Origin of the sequence: Pseudomonas sp. I3-I5 (assembly GCF_022699445.1) — a bacterium.
Lineage (GTDB): Bacteria > Pseudomonadota > Gammaproteobacteria > Pseudomonadales > Pseudomonadaceae > Aquipseudomonas > Aquipseudomonas fulva.
Genome location: NZ_CP093940.1, coordinates 2084175 through 2099401 on the forward strand (window position 1 = coordinate 2084175; position 15227 = coordinate 2099401).

At 63.1% G+C, this 15227-nt stretch carries 12 protein-coding genes; 5 read left to right on the plus strand and 7 right to left on the minus strand.

Annotated features, from left to right (window positions below):
* Positions 1–290: 290 nt before the first annotated feature.
* Positions 291–602 (plus strand): hypothetical protein, encoded by a 312-nt coding sequence (locus MOP87_RS09550; protein ID WP_242810447.1) that lies wholly within the window; start codon positions 291–293, stop codon positions 600–602.
* Positions 603–880: 278 nt separating this feature from the next.
* On the opposite strand, the gene MOP87_RS09555 is transcribed toward MOP87_RS09550, so the two are convergent.
* The 5 genes from MOP87_RS09555 to MOP87_RS09575 all read right to left on the minus strand — a co-directional run bounded on the left by MOP87_RS09555 (position 881) and on the right by MOP87_RS09575 (position 7631).
* Positions 881–2035: an HlyD family secretion protein gene (locus tag MOP87_RS09555; protein ID WP_242810448.1), complete on the minus strand. Its 1155-nt coding sequence runs from the start codon at positions 2033–2035 to the stop codon at positions 881–883.
* The gene (locus MOP87_RS09560) at positions 2032–3681 is read right to left on the minus strand and encodes an MFS transporter (protein ID WP_027916362.1); all 1650 of its coding nucleotides are present in this window, start codon (positions 3679–3681) and stop codon (positions 2032–2034) included. Before MOP87_RS09560 ends, MOP87_RS09555 begins: the two co-directional genes overlap by 4 nt.
* 75 nt (positions 3682–3756) lie before the next feature.
* A complete protein-coding gene (gene uvrA, locus MOP87_RS09565) occupies positions 3757–6270 on the minus strand; it encodes an excinuclease ABC subunit UvrA (RefSeq protein ID WP_028687775.1) in 2514 nt (837 codons plus the stop codon).
* Between the two features lie 112 nt (positions 6271–6382).
* A complete protein-coding gene (locus tag MOP87_RS09570; protein WP_242810449.1) occupies positions 6383–6961 on the minus strand; it encodes a hypothetical protein in 579 nt (192 codons plus the stop codon).
* Entirely contained in the window at positions 6945–7631 is a 687-nt protein-coding gene (locus MOP87_RS09575) for an HAD-IA family hydrolase (RefSeq protein WP_242810450.1), read from the minus strand. Before MOP87_RS09575 ends, MOP87_RS09570 begins: the two co-directional genes overlap by 17 nt.
* Before the next feature lie 93 nt (positions 7632–7724).
* Here MOP87_RS09575 and lexA point away from each other — a divergent pair, with 93 nt between their 5' ends.
* Genes lexA through MOP87_RS09595 form a run of 4 tightly spaced genes read left to right on the plus strand, consistent with a single transcriptional unit; the run spans position 7725 to position 13464 of the window.
* Positions 7725–8342 carry a transcriptional repressor LexA gene (gene lexA / locus MOP87_RS09580; RefSeq protein WP_027916358.1) on the plus strand — a complete coding sequence of 206 codons (618 nt, stop codon included), beginning with the start codon at positions 7725–7727 and terminating at the stop codon, positions 8340–8342.
* Positions 8342–8962 carry a translesion DNA synthesis-associated protein ImuA gene (gene imuA, locus MOP87_RS09585; RefSeq protein ID WP_027916357.1) on the plus strand — a complete coding sequence of 207 codons (621 nt, stop codon included), beginning with the start codon at positions 8342–8344 and terminating at the stop codon, positions 8960–8962. Before lexA ends, imuA begins: the two co-directional genes overlap by 1 nt.
* Positions 8963–8968: 6 nt before the next feature.
* Positions 8969–10387, plus strand: a complete 1419-nt coding sequence (locus tag MOP87_RS09590) for a DNA polymerase Y family protein (RefSeq protein WP_242810451.1) — start codon at positions 8969–8971, stop codon at positions 10385–10387.
* On the plus strand, positions 10384–13464 hold the full coding sequence (locus MOP87_RS09595; protein WP_278187640.1) for an error-prone DNA polymerase: 3081 nt from the start codon (positions 10384–10386) through the stop codon (positions 13462–13464). Before MOP87_RS09590 ends, MOP87_RS09595 begins: the two co-directional genes overlap by 4 nt.
* A 21-nt stretch (positions 13465–13485) precedes the next feature.
* Here the strand turns inward: MOP87_RS09595 and MOP87_RS09600 are convergent, their stop codons facing one another.
* Complete coding sequence (locus MOP87_RS09600) at positions 13486–14307, minus strand: aldo/keto reductase (RefSeq protein ID WP_028687780.1); 822 nt, start codon at positions 14305–14307, stop codon at positions 13486–13488.
* Complete coding sequence (locus tag MOP87_RS09605; RefSeq protein WP_028687781.1) at positions 14295–15200, minus strand: LysR family transcriptional regulator; 906 nt, start codon at positions 15198–15200, stop codon at positions 14295–14297. Before MOP87_RS09605 ends, MOP87_RS09600 begins: the two co-directional genes overlap by 13 nt.
* Between the last annotated feature and the right edge of the window lie 27 nt (positions 15201–15227).

Consider the following 15227-nt stretch of genomic DNA (forward strand, 5'->3'; position numbering starts at 1 on the left):
TACCAACTCGATATATGCGCCCACGCTTTGAAGTTTGAAGTTTGAAGTTTGATTGGGTTGGTGTGGGTATCGATAGAGAGCATAGTCCATTTGCGATGGCGACGCTGAATCACCTTTTCGCCCTTACGGCGAGTTACTTTTTGTCAAACGCCACAAAAAGTAACCAAAAAAGGCTGCGCTCCATTCATACGGCCCCTACGCTGCGCTTCGGGGTTCCCTCACTCCGGTCTTGCTCCCGGGAGGACCGCGCTGTAGGCCCCATCCTGGGGCCCAGCGCTTGACAGGCATCCATGCCTGTCACCTCCCTCCGCAAGACCTGCGTTCGGCCTTCTGAAGTCGCGAAGATCAAAAGCAAGATCAAGATCAAGATCAAGGTCAAGGTCAAGGTCAAGATCAAGATCAAGATCAAGGTCAAGATCAAGATCAAGATCAAGATCAAGGTCAAGATCAAGGTCAAGGTCAAGGTCAAGATCAAGATCAAGATCAAGATCAAGATCAAGATCAAGATCAAGATCAAGATCAAGATCAAGATCAAGATCAAGATCAAGATCAAGATCAAGATCAAGATCAACAGCGTCTGTGGTGGGGATGATAACGTCTAAACTTGCCGCGACATATATCCCGTGTAGGAGCGACTTTGTGCCGCGATGGCCGCGAAGCGGCCCTGAAGCGGCCCTAGTGTTTGAATCACAGCAAATAAACTGGGGCCGCTGCACGGCCATCGTGGCACCTCGCTCCTACAAGAAGTGGTGGCTCGCAAAGGTGTTCGAATGCAGCCACACCCTGATTAAAGAGACTGATCTATGGGGTGTAGAGTAATACCCATTGTCCACTCTCGCCAACACGTGACCCATCCAAGGGCACACCCCCCATCAATCCGCTAGCAACCCGCTCTGCCACAGGACGGCTGCTCCCCCGTATCGATACTGACCACCACCGACATACCCGGCCGCAGCCGCGCAGCCTCTGGCTGGCCGGCATCCACTGTGATACGCACCGGAATGCGCTGGGCGATCTTGACGAAGTTGCCGGTCGCATTGTCCGCCTGAAGTAACGCGAACTCCGAGCCAGTGGCAGGGGAAATCTGTTCGATGTGCCCGTACAGTTTGAGATGGTTCAAGGCATCCACCGTGAAACTGGCCGGCTGGCCGATGCGCACGTCGGCCATCTGCGTTTCCTTCATATTGGCGATGATCCACAGGGTATCGGGTACCAGCGCCATCAGCTGGGCACCGGAGTTGACATAGGCGCCCAGGCGCGTCCCGATCTGCCCCAACTGCCCGTCCCTTGGCGCGGTCACGCGGGTGTTGTCCAGATCGATGCGGGCCAGGGCCACGGCGGCCTTGGCATTCTCGACCGCAGCCAGCAGCGCCGCGCGGTTGACGATCACCGACTCGCGATCCTGCCGGGCAATCTCCAGCGCAGCCTTTGCCTGCGCAAGGCTCGCCGCCGCCGCCACCTCGCTGGCGCGGGTGACATCCAGTTCACGTCGTGACACCGATCCATCGGTGACCAGCGCCTGGTTGCGCGACAGATCGGCCTTCGCCTTGGTCAACTGCGCGGCAGCGTCATTGATGGCAGCCTGGCGCTGGGCGATGGTCGCCTCAGCGCTCTTGCGCTGCTGCGCATTGTTGGCCAGCGCCGCCTCTTGTTGCTGCTGCTGAGCGATGGCCTGAGCAAGGCGCTGGGTGTAGATCCGGTCATCGAGCTTGACCAGCAACTGGCCCGCCTTGACGTACTGGAAGTCCTGCACTGGCACCTCGACGATATAGCCGCTCAACTGCGGTCCGATGATCGTGACCTGCCCGCGCACCATGGCGTTTTCGGTACTTTCGATGGCGCTGCTGAAAGGGGGCAGGCGCCACGCATAAAGCACCACCAGTACGCCGACCAGGGCGACACAGCCGAAGGTGATGGCTGACAGTATGCGCACCTTGCGAGTGCGTCCGGGTGAAGTTGGCTCACTTGGTGGCGTAGTGCCCTCCGGCGCTTCGGCGATGGCAGTCGTGGTGGTGGTGCGGGATTGTTCGGTCATCGTGTCGGTGCGCCAAGGGATGAGTCGGTCAGGCGAGCCTGACGTTTGCTGTACCAGAGCCAGGTGCCGCGTATGCAGATCCAGATCATGGTGAGAATAGCGATAGCGCCAATGAGCATGAACACATCGTTGTAGGCCAGCACATTGGCTTCTCGGGTGGCCGCGCTAGCCAGTTGGCGCATGCCCACTTCAGTACGCAGGGCAGGGTCGGCGATCAGGCGCCCGACGCTTGCACCCCCACTTTGAACCCGGGCGGTGACCAGCGGTTCCACGCTGCTCAGGTGGTCCATCAGGTGACTTGAGTGAAATTTTTCCCGCCAGATCTGGAACGTGCCCAGCAGCGCTGCACCGATCAGACCACCGAGGTTGTTGCAGATGCCGAACAGCACCGAGAAGCTCACCAGGTTCTGCGGGTTGGCCCGCACATGGCCAATGCCCAGGGCCATGGAGGGGCCCAGGAAGAACGTACTGCCGAAGGCCAACAAAAACTGGCTCAGGTACATTTGCGCAGGCCGGGTCAGGTTGCTCGACGTGCTGTCCATGAAGGCGCCTACTGCCATGGCCAGCAGGGAGATCAGCAGCGGTAGGATCAAGTGGTTAGGGTTGATGGTCAAGGCGCTGGTCGCCAACCCGGCGACCGCACCGAGCAGCATGATCCAGTACAGCGAACGCATCTGTTCACTGGACATGTTGAGCATCTGCAGAAAGCCGACTGCGCCGGTGGATTGCTCGGAGGTGACCATACGGATGAGGATCACGCACAGCCCCAGGCGGATGATGGCGCCGCTGCCCAGCCACCGCGTCATCAGCAGGGGGTTCTCCCGGTTGTGCTCGATCGCCAGCCCGCTCAGGATCAGGACGATCGAGCCTGCCAGCGCCATGCCGATCCACGGCGCATCCAGCCACCAGTCGATGCGCCCAAGCGACAAGGCCGCGCAGAGCAGCGCCGTGCCGCTGGCCATCAGGGCGAAGGTGAGAAAATCCAGAGGCTCGAAGGTCTTGAAGCGGTCACCGGGTGGTAGTTTGAGCAGAAGTACACAGCCCAGGGCTGTCAGCGCCAGCCCCAGTTCGAACAGGTAAAGCCCCCGCCACTCGGCGATCAACAGCAGGTCTTCAGAAAATATCCGTGCCAGCGGCAAGGCCAGCTGGGAAGCGCCAAGGCCCAGGACCATTGCCTTGAGCCGCCACTGTGCCGGGAAGGCCTGGATCATGTAGTACAGGCCAAGCGAGGTCAACGCGGCGCCCACCATGCCGTGGGCGGCCCGCACGGCAATGGCCGAATTCAGGTCGTTGACCAGCAGGTGGGCGAAGGTCACCAGGGCATAGAGCACCAGAAACACTTCGGTAAAGGCACGCAGGCCGAATTGCTGGCGAAACTTGACCAGCAACAGGTTCATGGACACGTTGGTCATCACGTAGGCAGCCGGCAACCAGGCCATTTCCGCAGTGGTCGCGCCCAGTGCACCTTGCAGGAACACAAGGTTTGCGGTCACCAGCGCGTTGCCCAGCCCGCCGGTGATGGCGACCAGCAAACCAACCAGACCATAGGCCAGGCGCTTGGCTGGGCTGTGCAGGGGCGTGGACGGCGAACCTGGCAGGGTCGGTTTCTCGTGAGGTAACCACTGGCGGGGTGCGTACTTGTCCATGAAACAGCCTGTCTAAGGTGTTGGATGCAGCCGTTGTGTGGCCGCTTGCGCCTGCGTCGATGTTATCCAGCGCTGCTACAAGGCCCGTGCCAGGAAGGCGGCTGTGCGGCTGTGCTTGGCCTTGGCCACCTGACCGGGGTTGCCGCTGGCGACCACCTTGCCGCCGGCATCGCCAGCCCCAGGGCCGATGTCGATCACCCAATCGCACTGGGCGACTACGCGCATGTCATGTTCGACCACCACCACGCTGTGGCCGTTATCCACCAGGCGGTTGAGCTGCACCAGCAACCGGTCGACATCTTGTGGGTGCAGGCCGTTGGTGGGCTCATCGAGCACATACAAGGTGGCGCCGCGGGCCTGGCGTTGCAGTTCGGTGGCCAACTTGATCCGTTGTGCTTCGCCCCCTGACAGCTCCGTTGCCGGCTGGCCCAGACGCAGATAGCCCAAGCCTATGTCTTGCAGCACCTGAAGCGAACGCCGCGCCGAGGGCTGATCCTCAAACACGCTCAGCGCTTGCTCCACGGTCAGTTGCAGCACCTGGGCGATATTCATGCCTTGCCAGCTCACCGAAAGGGTCTCTGGATTGTAGCGGGCCCCGTGACAGGTCGGGCAAGGAGCGAACACGCTTGGCATGAACAGCAACTCGACACTGACGAATCCTTCGCCTTCGCACGTAGGGCATCGACCTTTCGCGACGTTGAATGAGAAACGCCCGGCATCGAAGCCCTGGGCCTTGGCCTGTTCGGTACTGGCGAATAATTTGCGCACATGATCGAACAAGCCGGTGTAGGTGGCCAGGTTGGACCGAGGCGTTCGGCCGATCGGTTTCTGGTCTACCTGCACCAGCCGCTTGATGTGCTCAAGGCCTGCGCTGACGCGGCCCGTGCTCACCTGCTCTGGCTCGTCTTCCAGGTCAGGCACCTGGGCATCCTGTGAAGCCTCGGCGTGACCCAGGTGTGTGCCTACCAAGTCCAGCAGGGCCTGGCTGACCAGGCTCGACTTGCCGGAGCCCGAAATGCCGGTCACCGCCGTGAAGCAGCCCAGCGGGAACGCTGCACTGAGGTTGTCGAGGTTGTTGCGGGTTATGCCCTCCAGGCGTAGCCAGGCCTGGGGCTCGCGATGTTGGCGGTGTGTCTTGTCCTGTGCCTGGAATAGATAGCGGGCCGTACACGATTGCTCGACCTGGGCCAGGCCGGCCGGAGGGCCACTGTAGAGAACCTTGCCCCCGTGCTCTCCGGCGGCCGGCCCCACGTCCACCAGCCAGTCCGCACGGCGCATGGTGTCCAGGTCGTGTTCGACCACGTATACCGAATTGCCCGCCTGCTTGAGGCGCTGCAGGGCATCGAACAAGGCTTCGCTGTCGGCCGGGTGCAGGCCGGCGGAGGGTTCGTCCAGCACATAGACCACGCCAAACAGCTGCGAATTGAGCTGCGTAGCCAGGCGCAGGCGCTGCAGCTCGCCCGAAGACAGGGTAGGGGTGCTGCGTTCGAGTGCCAGGTAACCCAGGCCGAGCTCAAGCAGCGTGTCGATGCGCACCAGCAGCTCACTGGCAATGCGTTGCGCGGCCAGGCGTTTTTCAACTGTCAGGTCATCGTCCTGAATCAGGTACTCGGCTGCCGCCACCTTGCGCAATACCTCAGCCAAGGCCTGCAGGGGCAGTTGCGAAAGCGCTGCGATATCCAGGCCTGCGAAGGTGACACTCAATGCCTCGCGCTTGAGACGTTTGCCTTGGCACGTGGGGCAGGGGCTCGGGCGCATGTAACGGGAAACGCGCTTGCGCATCTGTGCACTTTGCGAGTGCATGAACGTATGCAGCACATAGCGCCGAGCGCCGGTGAACGTGCCTTGGTAGCTGGGTTCTGCCTTGCGTTTGAGGGCGGCACGTGCCTGGGCCGGCGTAAGGCCCGCGTAGACTGGCACGGTGGGTGTTTCTTCGGTGTAGAGAATCCAGTCACGCTGCTTCTGGGGCAGATCGCGCCAAGGCACATCCACGTCGTAGCCCAGGGTGACCAGAATGTCCCGCAGGTTTTGCCCTTGCCACGCCATGGGCCAGGCAGCCACTGCGCGCTCCCGGATGCTCAACGAGGGGTCGGGGACCATGGTCGCCTCGGTGACCTCGTAGACCCGGCCGAGCCCATGGCACGCGGGGCAGGCGCCTTGCGGCGTGTTGGCCGAGAAATCCTCGGCATACAGCATTGGCTGGTCCGCGGGGTAATGGCCTGCACGCGAGTACAGCATGCGGATGGAGCTCGATAGCGTGGTGACGCTGCCTACCGAAGACCGCGCACTGGGGCTGCCACGCTGCTGCTGCAGCGCCACCGCGGGAGGCAAGCCTTCGATGGCGTCCACGTCCGGTACACCCACTTGGTCGATCAGCCGCCGAGCGTAGGGCGCAACCGATTCGAAGTAGCGGCGCTGGGCCTCGGCGTACAGTGTCGAAAAAGCCAAGGAAGACTTGCCGGAACCCGACACTCCGGTAAACACCACCAATGCGTCGCGCGGTACCTCTACATCGACATTCTTGAGGTTGTGCTCGCGCGCACCCCGTACACGAATGAAACCGCTGAAGGCGGGTTTGTCGCTTGGCATGTTGCTGTCCTTGCTTGGCAGTCGGGTCGAGGAGACATAGCAGGCCAGCGATCACGTATGGCCTGCGGTCGAATAGGAATAGCTGTAGGACGCTCCAAGCGGCCAGGAGGTTCTACCGGGCAGCCTGCGAGCCGAGTGGAGCGTGGCCATCCACCTGGACGCACACCGTCCGGTCACCCACCGTTTTGCAGGGCCAATGATCATTGATGTAAGCATCCGGGGTAAAACACACCCGGTCATCATTGACCCAGAACATGTGCCCGCTCGATCCGGAAATGCGCAGTTTGGTGCAGGGCCGATAGTCCTTGATCAGGAGCGTGGCCGTGCTCACTGCAATCATCACCGGGGCCACGATGCATATCGCCACGAGTGTGACCTGGAAAGAGCGAAGCTGGAATCGAGCAAGCCAGGATGCCCGCGGCGGGTCGAACTTGCGGCCGGTAATAAGGCCGATCATGGCGGCGGCGACCACAATGGGCGTCAAAGGAATCACCCCTATCACGAAAAAGGCTCCGAACGAAGTCTCGACCACCGGAGCACCGCGGTACAGGCGCCCGAAGACTGGTAGCACATCCACCCAGATGGCATACAACGCCAGGCTGCACACGGCGACCATGCCCAGCCCAATACCCAACGCTACGAAGCGAAACAGCAAGGGGCTGCGCAGGTGAAGCTCAGCGTGCTGTGTCATCGCTTCCCGCCGGTGCCCTGTCCATGCCCAATAGCGCCCACAGGCGCGCATCTTCGAAGTTGTCGATGACCAGGCGCGCACCTGCCTCGATCAAACGTTGTGGCGTCTGGGTAGTGGCAAGGCCGACCGTGAAGATCCCGGCAGCGCTGGCTGCCCGAACGCCCGGTAGCGAGTCTTCGAAAGCCAACGCCTGGTCAGCATGGGCATCCAGTCGCTGCAGGCCGGTCAGGTAGGGAAGCGGGTCGGGCTTGGGCTTGGCCAATTCATCGGCAATCACCACGTGGTCGAACCTGTCGCTCAACTTCAGGCCTGCGAGCATGTGTTCGGGATTGAGCCGCGGGGCGTTGGTCACTACGCACATGCCAAAGCCGTGGGTGCTGGCGTGATCGAGCAAACGGATCAGCCCAGGCAGGGGCTCGAGCTTTGGTGACATTTCACGAAAAAGCGCTTCCTTGCGTTCGGCAAGTGCCTGGCACTGCAAGGCAGTGGCACCCTCGAACAACTCGGCGAACAGTTCGCCATTGGCCCGGCCGCTGATCTGAGCATCGAACTGGCCCTGGCTCAATGCTCGGCCGTCGTATTCACGCAAGAGCTGGCGAAACGCCTGTAAATGGAGGGTATCGGTGTCGGTGAGGGTGCCATCTAGGTCGAACAGCAATGCATTGAGCATGGGGATTTCCAAAGCAGGTACAGGGTGGCCATAGGATCATAACCAATGACGACGACGAAGGGGGCTGGTCAGCGTGCTCCGGAAAGAGTACAAATGTGCTCCATGGATAATCTAACCCCCAAGCGCCGCGCCATTTTCGATTTCATTCGCGAGCGCATCACCGAACAAGGCCAGCCCCCCAGCCTGGCCGATATCGCCACGCGCTTTGGCTTTGCCTCACGCAGCGTGGCCCGCAAGCACATCACCGCGCTGTGCCAGGCAGGCTACATCGACGTCACCCCCAATCAGGCCCGCAGTATTCGCCTGGCAAGGCCGCTACGCCGGCCTGAAATGCTCGAACTGCCGGTGCTCGGACAGGTGGCCGCGGGTGCGCCGATCGGGCCGGACCTCGACATCCACGAGCAATTGATGCTCGACCCCAGCCTGTTTCGCCGTACCCCCGATTACCTGCTCAAGGTGCGCGGGGACTCGATGATAGGTGACGGCATCCTCGACGGTGACCTGGTCGGCATCCGCCAGCAGGGCGATGTACGGGAAGGGCAGATCGTGGTCGCTCGGCTGGACGGCGAGGTGACCATCAAGCGCCTCCAGCGCCACGGCGAGGGCTATCGGCTGGTGCCGCGCAATCCGGCGTACGCACCAATTGACGTAGGGCCGGATCAGGAGCTGTTCATCGAAGGCATCTTCTGTGGCCTGGTGCGGCGCGACTGATGGGCGCGGTCATCGATCTGGACAGGCTGCTCGACCAGCGTCGGGTATGGCGTGGCCGTCAAGCCCAGGCCCGGCCACAGGGTCTGCAACCGACCGGGCATGCCAGCCTGGACGAACGCCTGCCCGAAGGCGGCTGGCCGGCGGCGGCGCTCAGCGAATTGTTGCTCGTGCGCCCTGGTAGCGGCGAACTGCAATTGCTTTGGCCCACGCTGGCGCGCCTGAGCGGCGAGGGCGGACGCGTTGTGTTGGTATCACCTCCCTTCATTCCTTTTGCGCCAGCCTGGCAGGCGGCGGGTATCGACCTGCGCTGGCTGTTCCAGGTCGACGCGGGCACTACCGACACCCTGTGGGCCGCCGAACAGTGCCTGCGTTCGGGCAGTTGTGCCGCGGTGGTGTGTTGGCCAGAACGCGCCGACGACCGCGCCTTGCGCCGCTTGCAGGTCGCGGCGGAAACCGGGCAGGCCCTGGCGTTCGCCTGCCGTGGGCAAGCGGCCATGCATAATCCGTCGCCTGCGGCATTGCGCATCGCCATCGACGCACGCCCACCCCAGTGGCGGGTACTCAAATGCCGTGGCGGCATGCCGCCGGCCTTACCGATCGCGTGTTCAAGGCAGGGATGATGGAACATGTTGTGGGCCTGCATTCTATTTCCGCAGTTGGCGCTGGACAGCCTGCTGCGCGAGCGCGACGACCGTGACGCACCGCTGGTGCTGCTGGGTGGTCCCAGTCAGCGCCGGGTCCTGCAATCGGTCAACCCTGCGGCAGCCGCTCTGGGGCTTCGCGCCGGCCAAACCCTGACGGCCGCCCGTGCGCTGGCCGATGGCTTCTCCTGCCTCGAAGTCGATCCCAAGCGCATCGATGCTTTGCAGCAGTTGCTGGCCGCCTGGGCATATCGCTTCAGTGCCCAGGTCAGCTTGCACTACCCGCGAACCTTGTTGCTGGAAGTAGGGTCGAGCCTGCAGCTGTTCGGGCCATGGCCGGTACTGGAGGCGCGCTTGCGCCAGGAATTGTCTGCGCTGGGCTTGCGTCAACGCATCGTCCTGGCCAGCAATCCGGTGGCTGCGCGCATGCTGGCCAATACTCACGACGGGTTGGCGTTGGAGGATGCCGCTTCGACCCGTGCGGCACTGGCCGAAATGCCCATCGACCGGATCGGCCTGCGCCCGGAAGATGCCCAGGCCTTCGGCCGCATGGGGTTGCGCCAGCTGAAACAGGTACTGGCGCTACCGCGCGACGCATTGGCAAGGCGCTTTGCTGCCCAGGTGCAGTTGCACCTGGACCAGTTACTGGGCATGCGCAACCTGGGCCTTGCATTCTTCGAACCGCCGGACCGTTTCGAGGCGCGGTTGGAGCTGAACTTCGATGTGGAGTCGCACCAGGCGCTATTGTTCCCATTACGTCGCATGCTGACAGACCTGGCCGCTTTCCTGGCTGGGCGCGACTGTGGCGTCCAGCGATTCAAGGTGTACATGGAGCACGCGCAGGGCCATGACACCCAGCTTGACGTTGGATTGCTGGCCGCAGAACGCGACCCGGCCATGTTGCTTGAACTGGCCCGTGGCAGGCTGGAATTGGTGCGTCTGAAGGCGCCGGTGCGCAACCTGCGCCTGGTGGCCGAGGACTTGCCGCCATTCGTGCCTCAGCACAAGGCGTTGTTCGATCCACGCGCCCAGCAGGCCCAACCGTGGGAACAACTGCGCGAACGCTTGCGTGCACGTCTGGGTGACCAGGCCGTGACGGGGCTCAGCGCCGTGGCCGATCACCGTCCTGAACAGGCATGGCAGGCCAATGAAGTCGGCCAGTGGTCCAGCCTGTGCGTCACACCGGGCAGCCGTCCTGGCTGGCTGCTGGCCACCCCCACGGTGCTCAACGAACAGGCCTATCAGGTTCACGGGCAGGCCGAGCGCATCGAGTCCGGTTGGTGGGACGGCGCGGACGTACGCCGTGATTACTACCGCATCGAAACCCGTGAGGGCCTGCGTGGGTGGGCCTACCGTGACCTCGGCCAAGGCGGGCCGCTATGGTTGCAGGGCTGGTTTTCATGAGCGGCTTTGGCTACGCGGAGTTGCATTGCCTGAGCAATTTCAGCTTCCAGCGCGGAGCGTCAAGCGCGGATGAGTTGTTCCGCCGGGCTCGCGAGCAAGGCTACCAAGCCCTGGCCATTACCGACGAATGCACCTTGGCTGGCATTGTGCGCGCCTGGCAAGCGGCGAAAGAGCAGGGTGTACGGCTGATCGTCGGCAGCGAAGTGCAACTGCAGGATGGGCCCAAGCTAGTGCTGCTGGTGCAAGACCTGCAGGGCTACCAGAACCTTTGCGCCCTGATCACCCGTGCGCGGCGTCGGGCGCCCAAAGGGGACTACCAGCTGTTGCGCGAGGACCTGCCTGCGCACAGCAAGGGCCTGTTGGCATTATGGGTGCCTGATGATGTTGCCGATCAAGCTGTGGGCGACTGGTTGAGGGAGGTCTTCGCGGCCCGCCTCTGGCTGGCCGTGCATTTGCACCGCGGTGTCGATGACGACCAGCGTCTGGCGCGTCTGCGCGCATTGGCGGCAACCTTGGGTGTGAATGCGGTGGCGTGCGGGGATGTTCACATGCACGTGCGCGGTCGGCGCGCCCTGCAAGACTGCATGACGGCAATTGGCCGGCGCTGCCAAGTGGCTGAGGCAGGGCGCTTTCTGTACGCCAACGGCGAGCGTCATTTGCGTACCCCTGCCCAATTGGCCGAGTTGTATCCCGCCGACCTGCTGGCCCAGACCTTGGTGATTGCCGAGCAATGCCGTTTCGACCTTGGTGAGCTGCGCTATCGTTACCCTGAAGAACTGGTACCCGCTGGGCATACCGCTGCCAGTTGGTTGCGTGAGCTGTGCGAACAAGGGTTGCCGCTGCGCTGGCCCCAAGGCCCGAGCGATCAAGTTCGCCAAGCCCTTGATCGGGAGCTGGCGCTGATCAGCGAGCTGAGCTACGAGAGTTACTTCCTCACCGTTCACGACATCGTGGCCTTTGCCCGCGAGCAGCACATCCTGTGCCAGGGGCGCGGCTCTGCCGCCAACTCGGTGGTGTGCTTCGTGCTGGGGATCACCGAGCTGGACCCCATGAAACATCGGTTGCTGTTCGAGCGCTTTCTGTCACGCGAGCGCAACGAGCCGCCGGACATCGATGTGGACTTCGAGCACGACCGGCGCGAGGAAGTCATCCAGTACGTGTTCAGGCGCTATGGTCGACACCGCGCGGCGTTGACGGCGGTCGTCAACACCTATCACGCCAGCGGGGCGGTACGCGATGTCGCTCGCGCATTGGGCCTGCCGGCCGACCAGGTGGACGCCCTGGCCAAATGCTGCGGCCGTTGGAGCGACCGCATCCCCGATGCACAGCGTTTGGCCGAGGCGGGGTTTGATGCAGGCAACCTGATGTTGCGGCGTATCCTGGTGCTGGCCGGTGAGCTGATCGGTTTTCCCCGGCACCTGTCACAACACCCAGGTGGCTTCGTCATCTCGCAACAACCCCTCGACCAGCTGGTGCCCGTGGAAAACGCGGCCATGGCCGAACGCACCGTGATCCAATGGGACAAGGATGACCTGGACATGGTCGGCCTGCTCAAGGTCGATGTGCTGGCGCTGGGCATGCTTAGTGCACTGCGTCGCTGCTTCGCGCTGGTGCAGCAGCACCGTGGGCGACATTTGACGCTGGCCACCGTCCCTGCCGAAGACCCGGCCACCTATGCCATGATCAGCCGCGCCGAGACCATGGGCGTGTTCCAGATTGAGTCCAGGGCGCAAATGGCCATGTTGCCGCGCCTGCAGCCCAGAACCTTCTACGACCTGGTCATCGAGGTCGCCATCGTGCGCCCTGGCCCCATCCAGGGCGACATGGTCCATCCCTACTTGCGCAGGCGGCTCAAGCAGGAACCGGTGACCTACCCATCGCCCAAGCTAAAAGCGGTGTTCGAGCGTACCCTTGGCGTTCCGCTGTTCCAGGAGCAGGTGATGGAGTTGGCCATGGTGGCGGCTGACTACAGCCCCGGTGAGGCCGACCAGCTGCGTCGCAGCATGGCCGCCTGGAAACGCCACGGCGGGCTGGAGCCGCACCGCAAGCGCTTGCTCGAAGGGATGCAGCGCAATGGCTACGAACTGGCGTTCGCCGAACGCATCTTCGAACAGATCAAGGGCTTTGGCAGCTACGGATTTCCCGAATCCCACGCCGCCAGTTTCGCACTGCTGTGTTATGCCAGCAGTTGGTTGAAATGCCACGAGCCGGCCATCTTCACCTGCGCGCTTGTCAATAGCTGGCCGATGGGGTTCTACAGCCCCGACCAACTGCTCCAGGAGGCCCGCCGCCAGGGTATCGAGGTAAGGCCGGTGGACGTGTGTCACAGCCAGTGGGACTGCACGCTCGAGCCTGGGCCCGGGGGAGAACTGGCCATTCGCATGGGCTTGCGCTTGGTCCGCGGCCTGGCCGAAGCCGATGTGCGCCGGCTCGAACAGGCAAGGGCGGTGCAGCCGTGGCGGGACGTCGAGGACCTGTGCCTGCGCTCGGCCCTGGATGAGCGCGCCCGGGCTCGTCTGGCGGACGCAGGGGCCCTGGTCGCGCTGGCCAGGCACCGGCACCAGGCGCGCTGGGAGGTGGCGGCGGTGCAGGCGCAATTGCCTTTGTTCGCCGACGTGCAGGCGCCCCCGGAGGAACGCGTCGACCTGCCGGCACCCACCGTCGGCGAAGACTTGGTGGCCGACTATCATGCCATGGGCACGACCTTGGGGCCCCACCCATTGACCTTGCTCCGATCCCGTCTGCGTGCCCTGGGCTGTCGCAGTTCCGGTGAACTGCACGGCGTCGAACATGGCGACGCCATTGCCATGGCAGGGCTGGTGGTGGGCAGGCAGCGGCCACAGACCGCCAGTGGCGTGACCTTCGTAACGCTCGAGGACGAGTTCGGCATGGTCAACGTGGTCGTATGGCGGGACCTCGCCGAACGGCAGCGGCGCGCGTTGGTCGGCGCTCGGCTGATGAAGGTCAGTGGCCGCCTGGAACAGGAAAATGGCGTACGCCATTTGGTGGCCAGGCGGCTGGAGGATGTCAGCGTGCTGCTGCAGGGGCTGGACGTACGCAGCCGGGATTTCCACTGAACCCCTGCAGCACGGCTTTGCTTACACCATCGCTAGGCGCTGCTTGCGGGTGGGTGCTTCGAATGCCTGGTCGATGGCGTTCAGGTCATCGGCGGTCAAGTTCAAACGCGCTGCCTCGGCATTGAGCCTGACATGCTCGGGTGTCACGGCTTTTGGAATCGCGATCATGCCATTGTGCCGCGTGACCCAAGCCAGGCAGACCTGGGCCGGGGTAGCACCATGGTCGTGGGCGATCTGCTTGAGCACTGGGTGTTGCAGCAAACGCCCTGCCTGAGCAAGGGGGCAGTAGGCCATGATGGGCAGTCCCTGCTGTATCGACCAGGGCAGCAGGTCGAATTCGATACCTCGTTGCGCAGGGTTGTAGAGCACCTGGTTGGTTGCACAATCGGGGTTGTCCAGTTCTTGAAGGTCATCCACGTCGAAGTTGGACACGCCCCAACGCTTGATCTTGCCTGCCTCGCGCAGGCGCTCGAAAGCGTCCACGGTTTCCTGCAATGGGTACTGACCGCGCCAGTGCAGCAGGTACAGATCAATGCAGTCGGTACCCAGGCGCTTGAGGCTGCGCTCGCAGGCGGCCTGCGTGCCGCGCTGGCTGGCGTTGTGCGGGTAGACCTTGCTCACCAAAAATACCTCGTCCCGACGCCCGGCGATGGCCTGGCCCACCACCTGTTCCGCACCGCCCTCGGCATACATCTCGGCGGTGTCGATCAGGCGCATGCCCAGGTCGATGCCTTGTTGCAAGGCAGCGACTTCGGCCGCCCGACGGCTCGGGTCTTCGCCCATGTACCATGTGCCCTGGCCGATGATCGGCACGTTGGCGCCTGCCAATTTCACGTCACGCATGTCACCTCCGGTGGATGGGTATTATTCAGTAGAACATCCAGCAGCGCCTGGGCTGCCGTTGACAACGTATGCTCGCGCAGGGCCATTACGCCAATGCGCCGCTCGACGGCAGGTTCGACCAGGGGGATGCAGCGGGCCCCCAGCTCCTGCATTTGTGTGATACACAGCGCCGGCACCGCGCTGACGCCCAGACCACTGGCGACCATGCGGCCTACGGTTGCAAGCTGATGGCTTTCGAAAGCCACCGCCAGCTTGCCGTGCTGCACCGCCACGTTCTGCTCGAGCAACAGGCGCACGGCAGAAGGACGCTGCAGTGCCACGAAATCCTCGGCCAGAAGCTGCGCCCAACTGATTTGCGCGAGCCGGGCCAAGGGCGAGTCAACCGGCACGACCGCAACGAACCGGTCAAGGTACAGCGGGTGAAAGTGCAAGCCCTCGACATTGTCTGGCTCAAAGCCGATGCCCAGTTCGACGCGCCTGTGCCTGACCAGTTCCTGCACCTGTTCATTGATGACGTCGTGCACGGTCACGTTGACCTTGGGGTAGCACTGGCGAAAAAGCTTGAGGGCACCTGGCAACAGGTTGCCAGCAAAAGAGGGCATTGCCGCAATGGCCACCCGGCCCAGTTGCAGGGTGAAGCGCTGGCGCAGCACTTCTTCGGTGTCGTCCCAGTCAGCCAACAGGCGACGTGCCAAGGGCAGCAGTACCTCACCTTCGGCAGTCAGGCTGACGCTACGCGTGGTACGGCTGAGCAGTGCGCCGCCCAAGTTCTCCTCCAGCGCCTTGATGGTCAGGCTCAGGGCGGGCTGCGAGATGTGCAGGTGCTCACCGGCCTGGGCAAAGCTCTGGAACTTGGCCACGGCGACGAAGGCGCGCAGTTGCTTCACATTCATGGGACCCGCCTATGCTTTGATTTGGAG

Coding starts and splice junctions, on each gene's coding strand:
- MOP87_RS09560 (WP_027916362.1), bottom strand. CDS start 3,681: ATGGACAAGTACGCACCCCGCCAGTGGTTACCTCACGAGAAACCGACC.
- MOP87_RS09550 (WP_242810447.1), top strand. CDS start 291: ATGCCTGTCACCTCCCTCCGCAAGACCTGCGTTCGGCCTTCTGAAGTC.
- MOP87_RS09595 (WP_278187640.1), top strand. CDS start 10,384: ATGAGCGGCTTTGGCTACGCGGAGTTGCATTGCCTGAGCAATTTCAGC.
- MOP87_RS09605 (WP_028687781.1), bottom strand. CDS start 15,200: ATGAATGTGAAGCAACTGCGCGCCTTCGTCGCCGTGGCCAAGTTCCAG.
- lexA (WP_027916358.1), top strand. CDS start 7,725: ATGTGCTCCATGGATAATCTAACCCCCAAGCGCCGCGCCATTTTCGAT.
- MOP87_RS09575 (WP_242810450.1), bottom strand. CDS start 7,631: ATGCTCAATGCATTGCTGTTCGACCTAGATGGCACCCTCACCGACACC.
- MOP87_RS09600 (WP_028687780.1), bottom strand. CDS start 14,307: ATGCGTGACGTGAAATTGGCAGGCGCCAACGTGCCGATCATCGGCCAG.
- imuA (WP_027916357.1), top strand. CDS start 8,342: ATGGGCGCGGTCATCGATCTGGACAGGCTGCTCGACCAGCGTCGGGTA.
- MOP87_RS09570 (WP_242810449.1), bottom strand. CDS start 6,961: ATGACACAGCACGCTGAGCTTCACCTGCGCAGCCCCTTGCTGTTTCGC.
- uvrA (WP_028687775.1), bottom strand. CDS start 6,270: ATGCCAAGCGACAAACCCGCCTTCAGCGGTTTCATTCGTGTACGGGGT.
- MOP87_RS09555 (WP_242810448.1), bottom strand. CDS start 2,035: ATGACCGAACAATCCCGCACCACCACCACGACTGCCATCGCCGAAGCG.
- MOP87_RS09590 (WP_242810451.1), top strand. CDS start 8,969: ATGTTGTGGGCCTGCATTCTATTTCCGCAGTTGGCGCTGGACAGCCTG.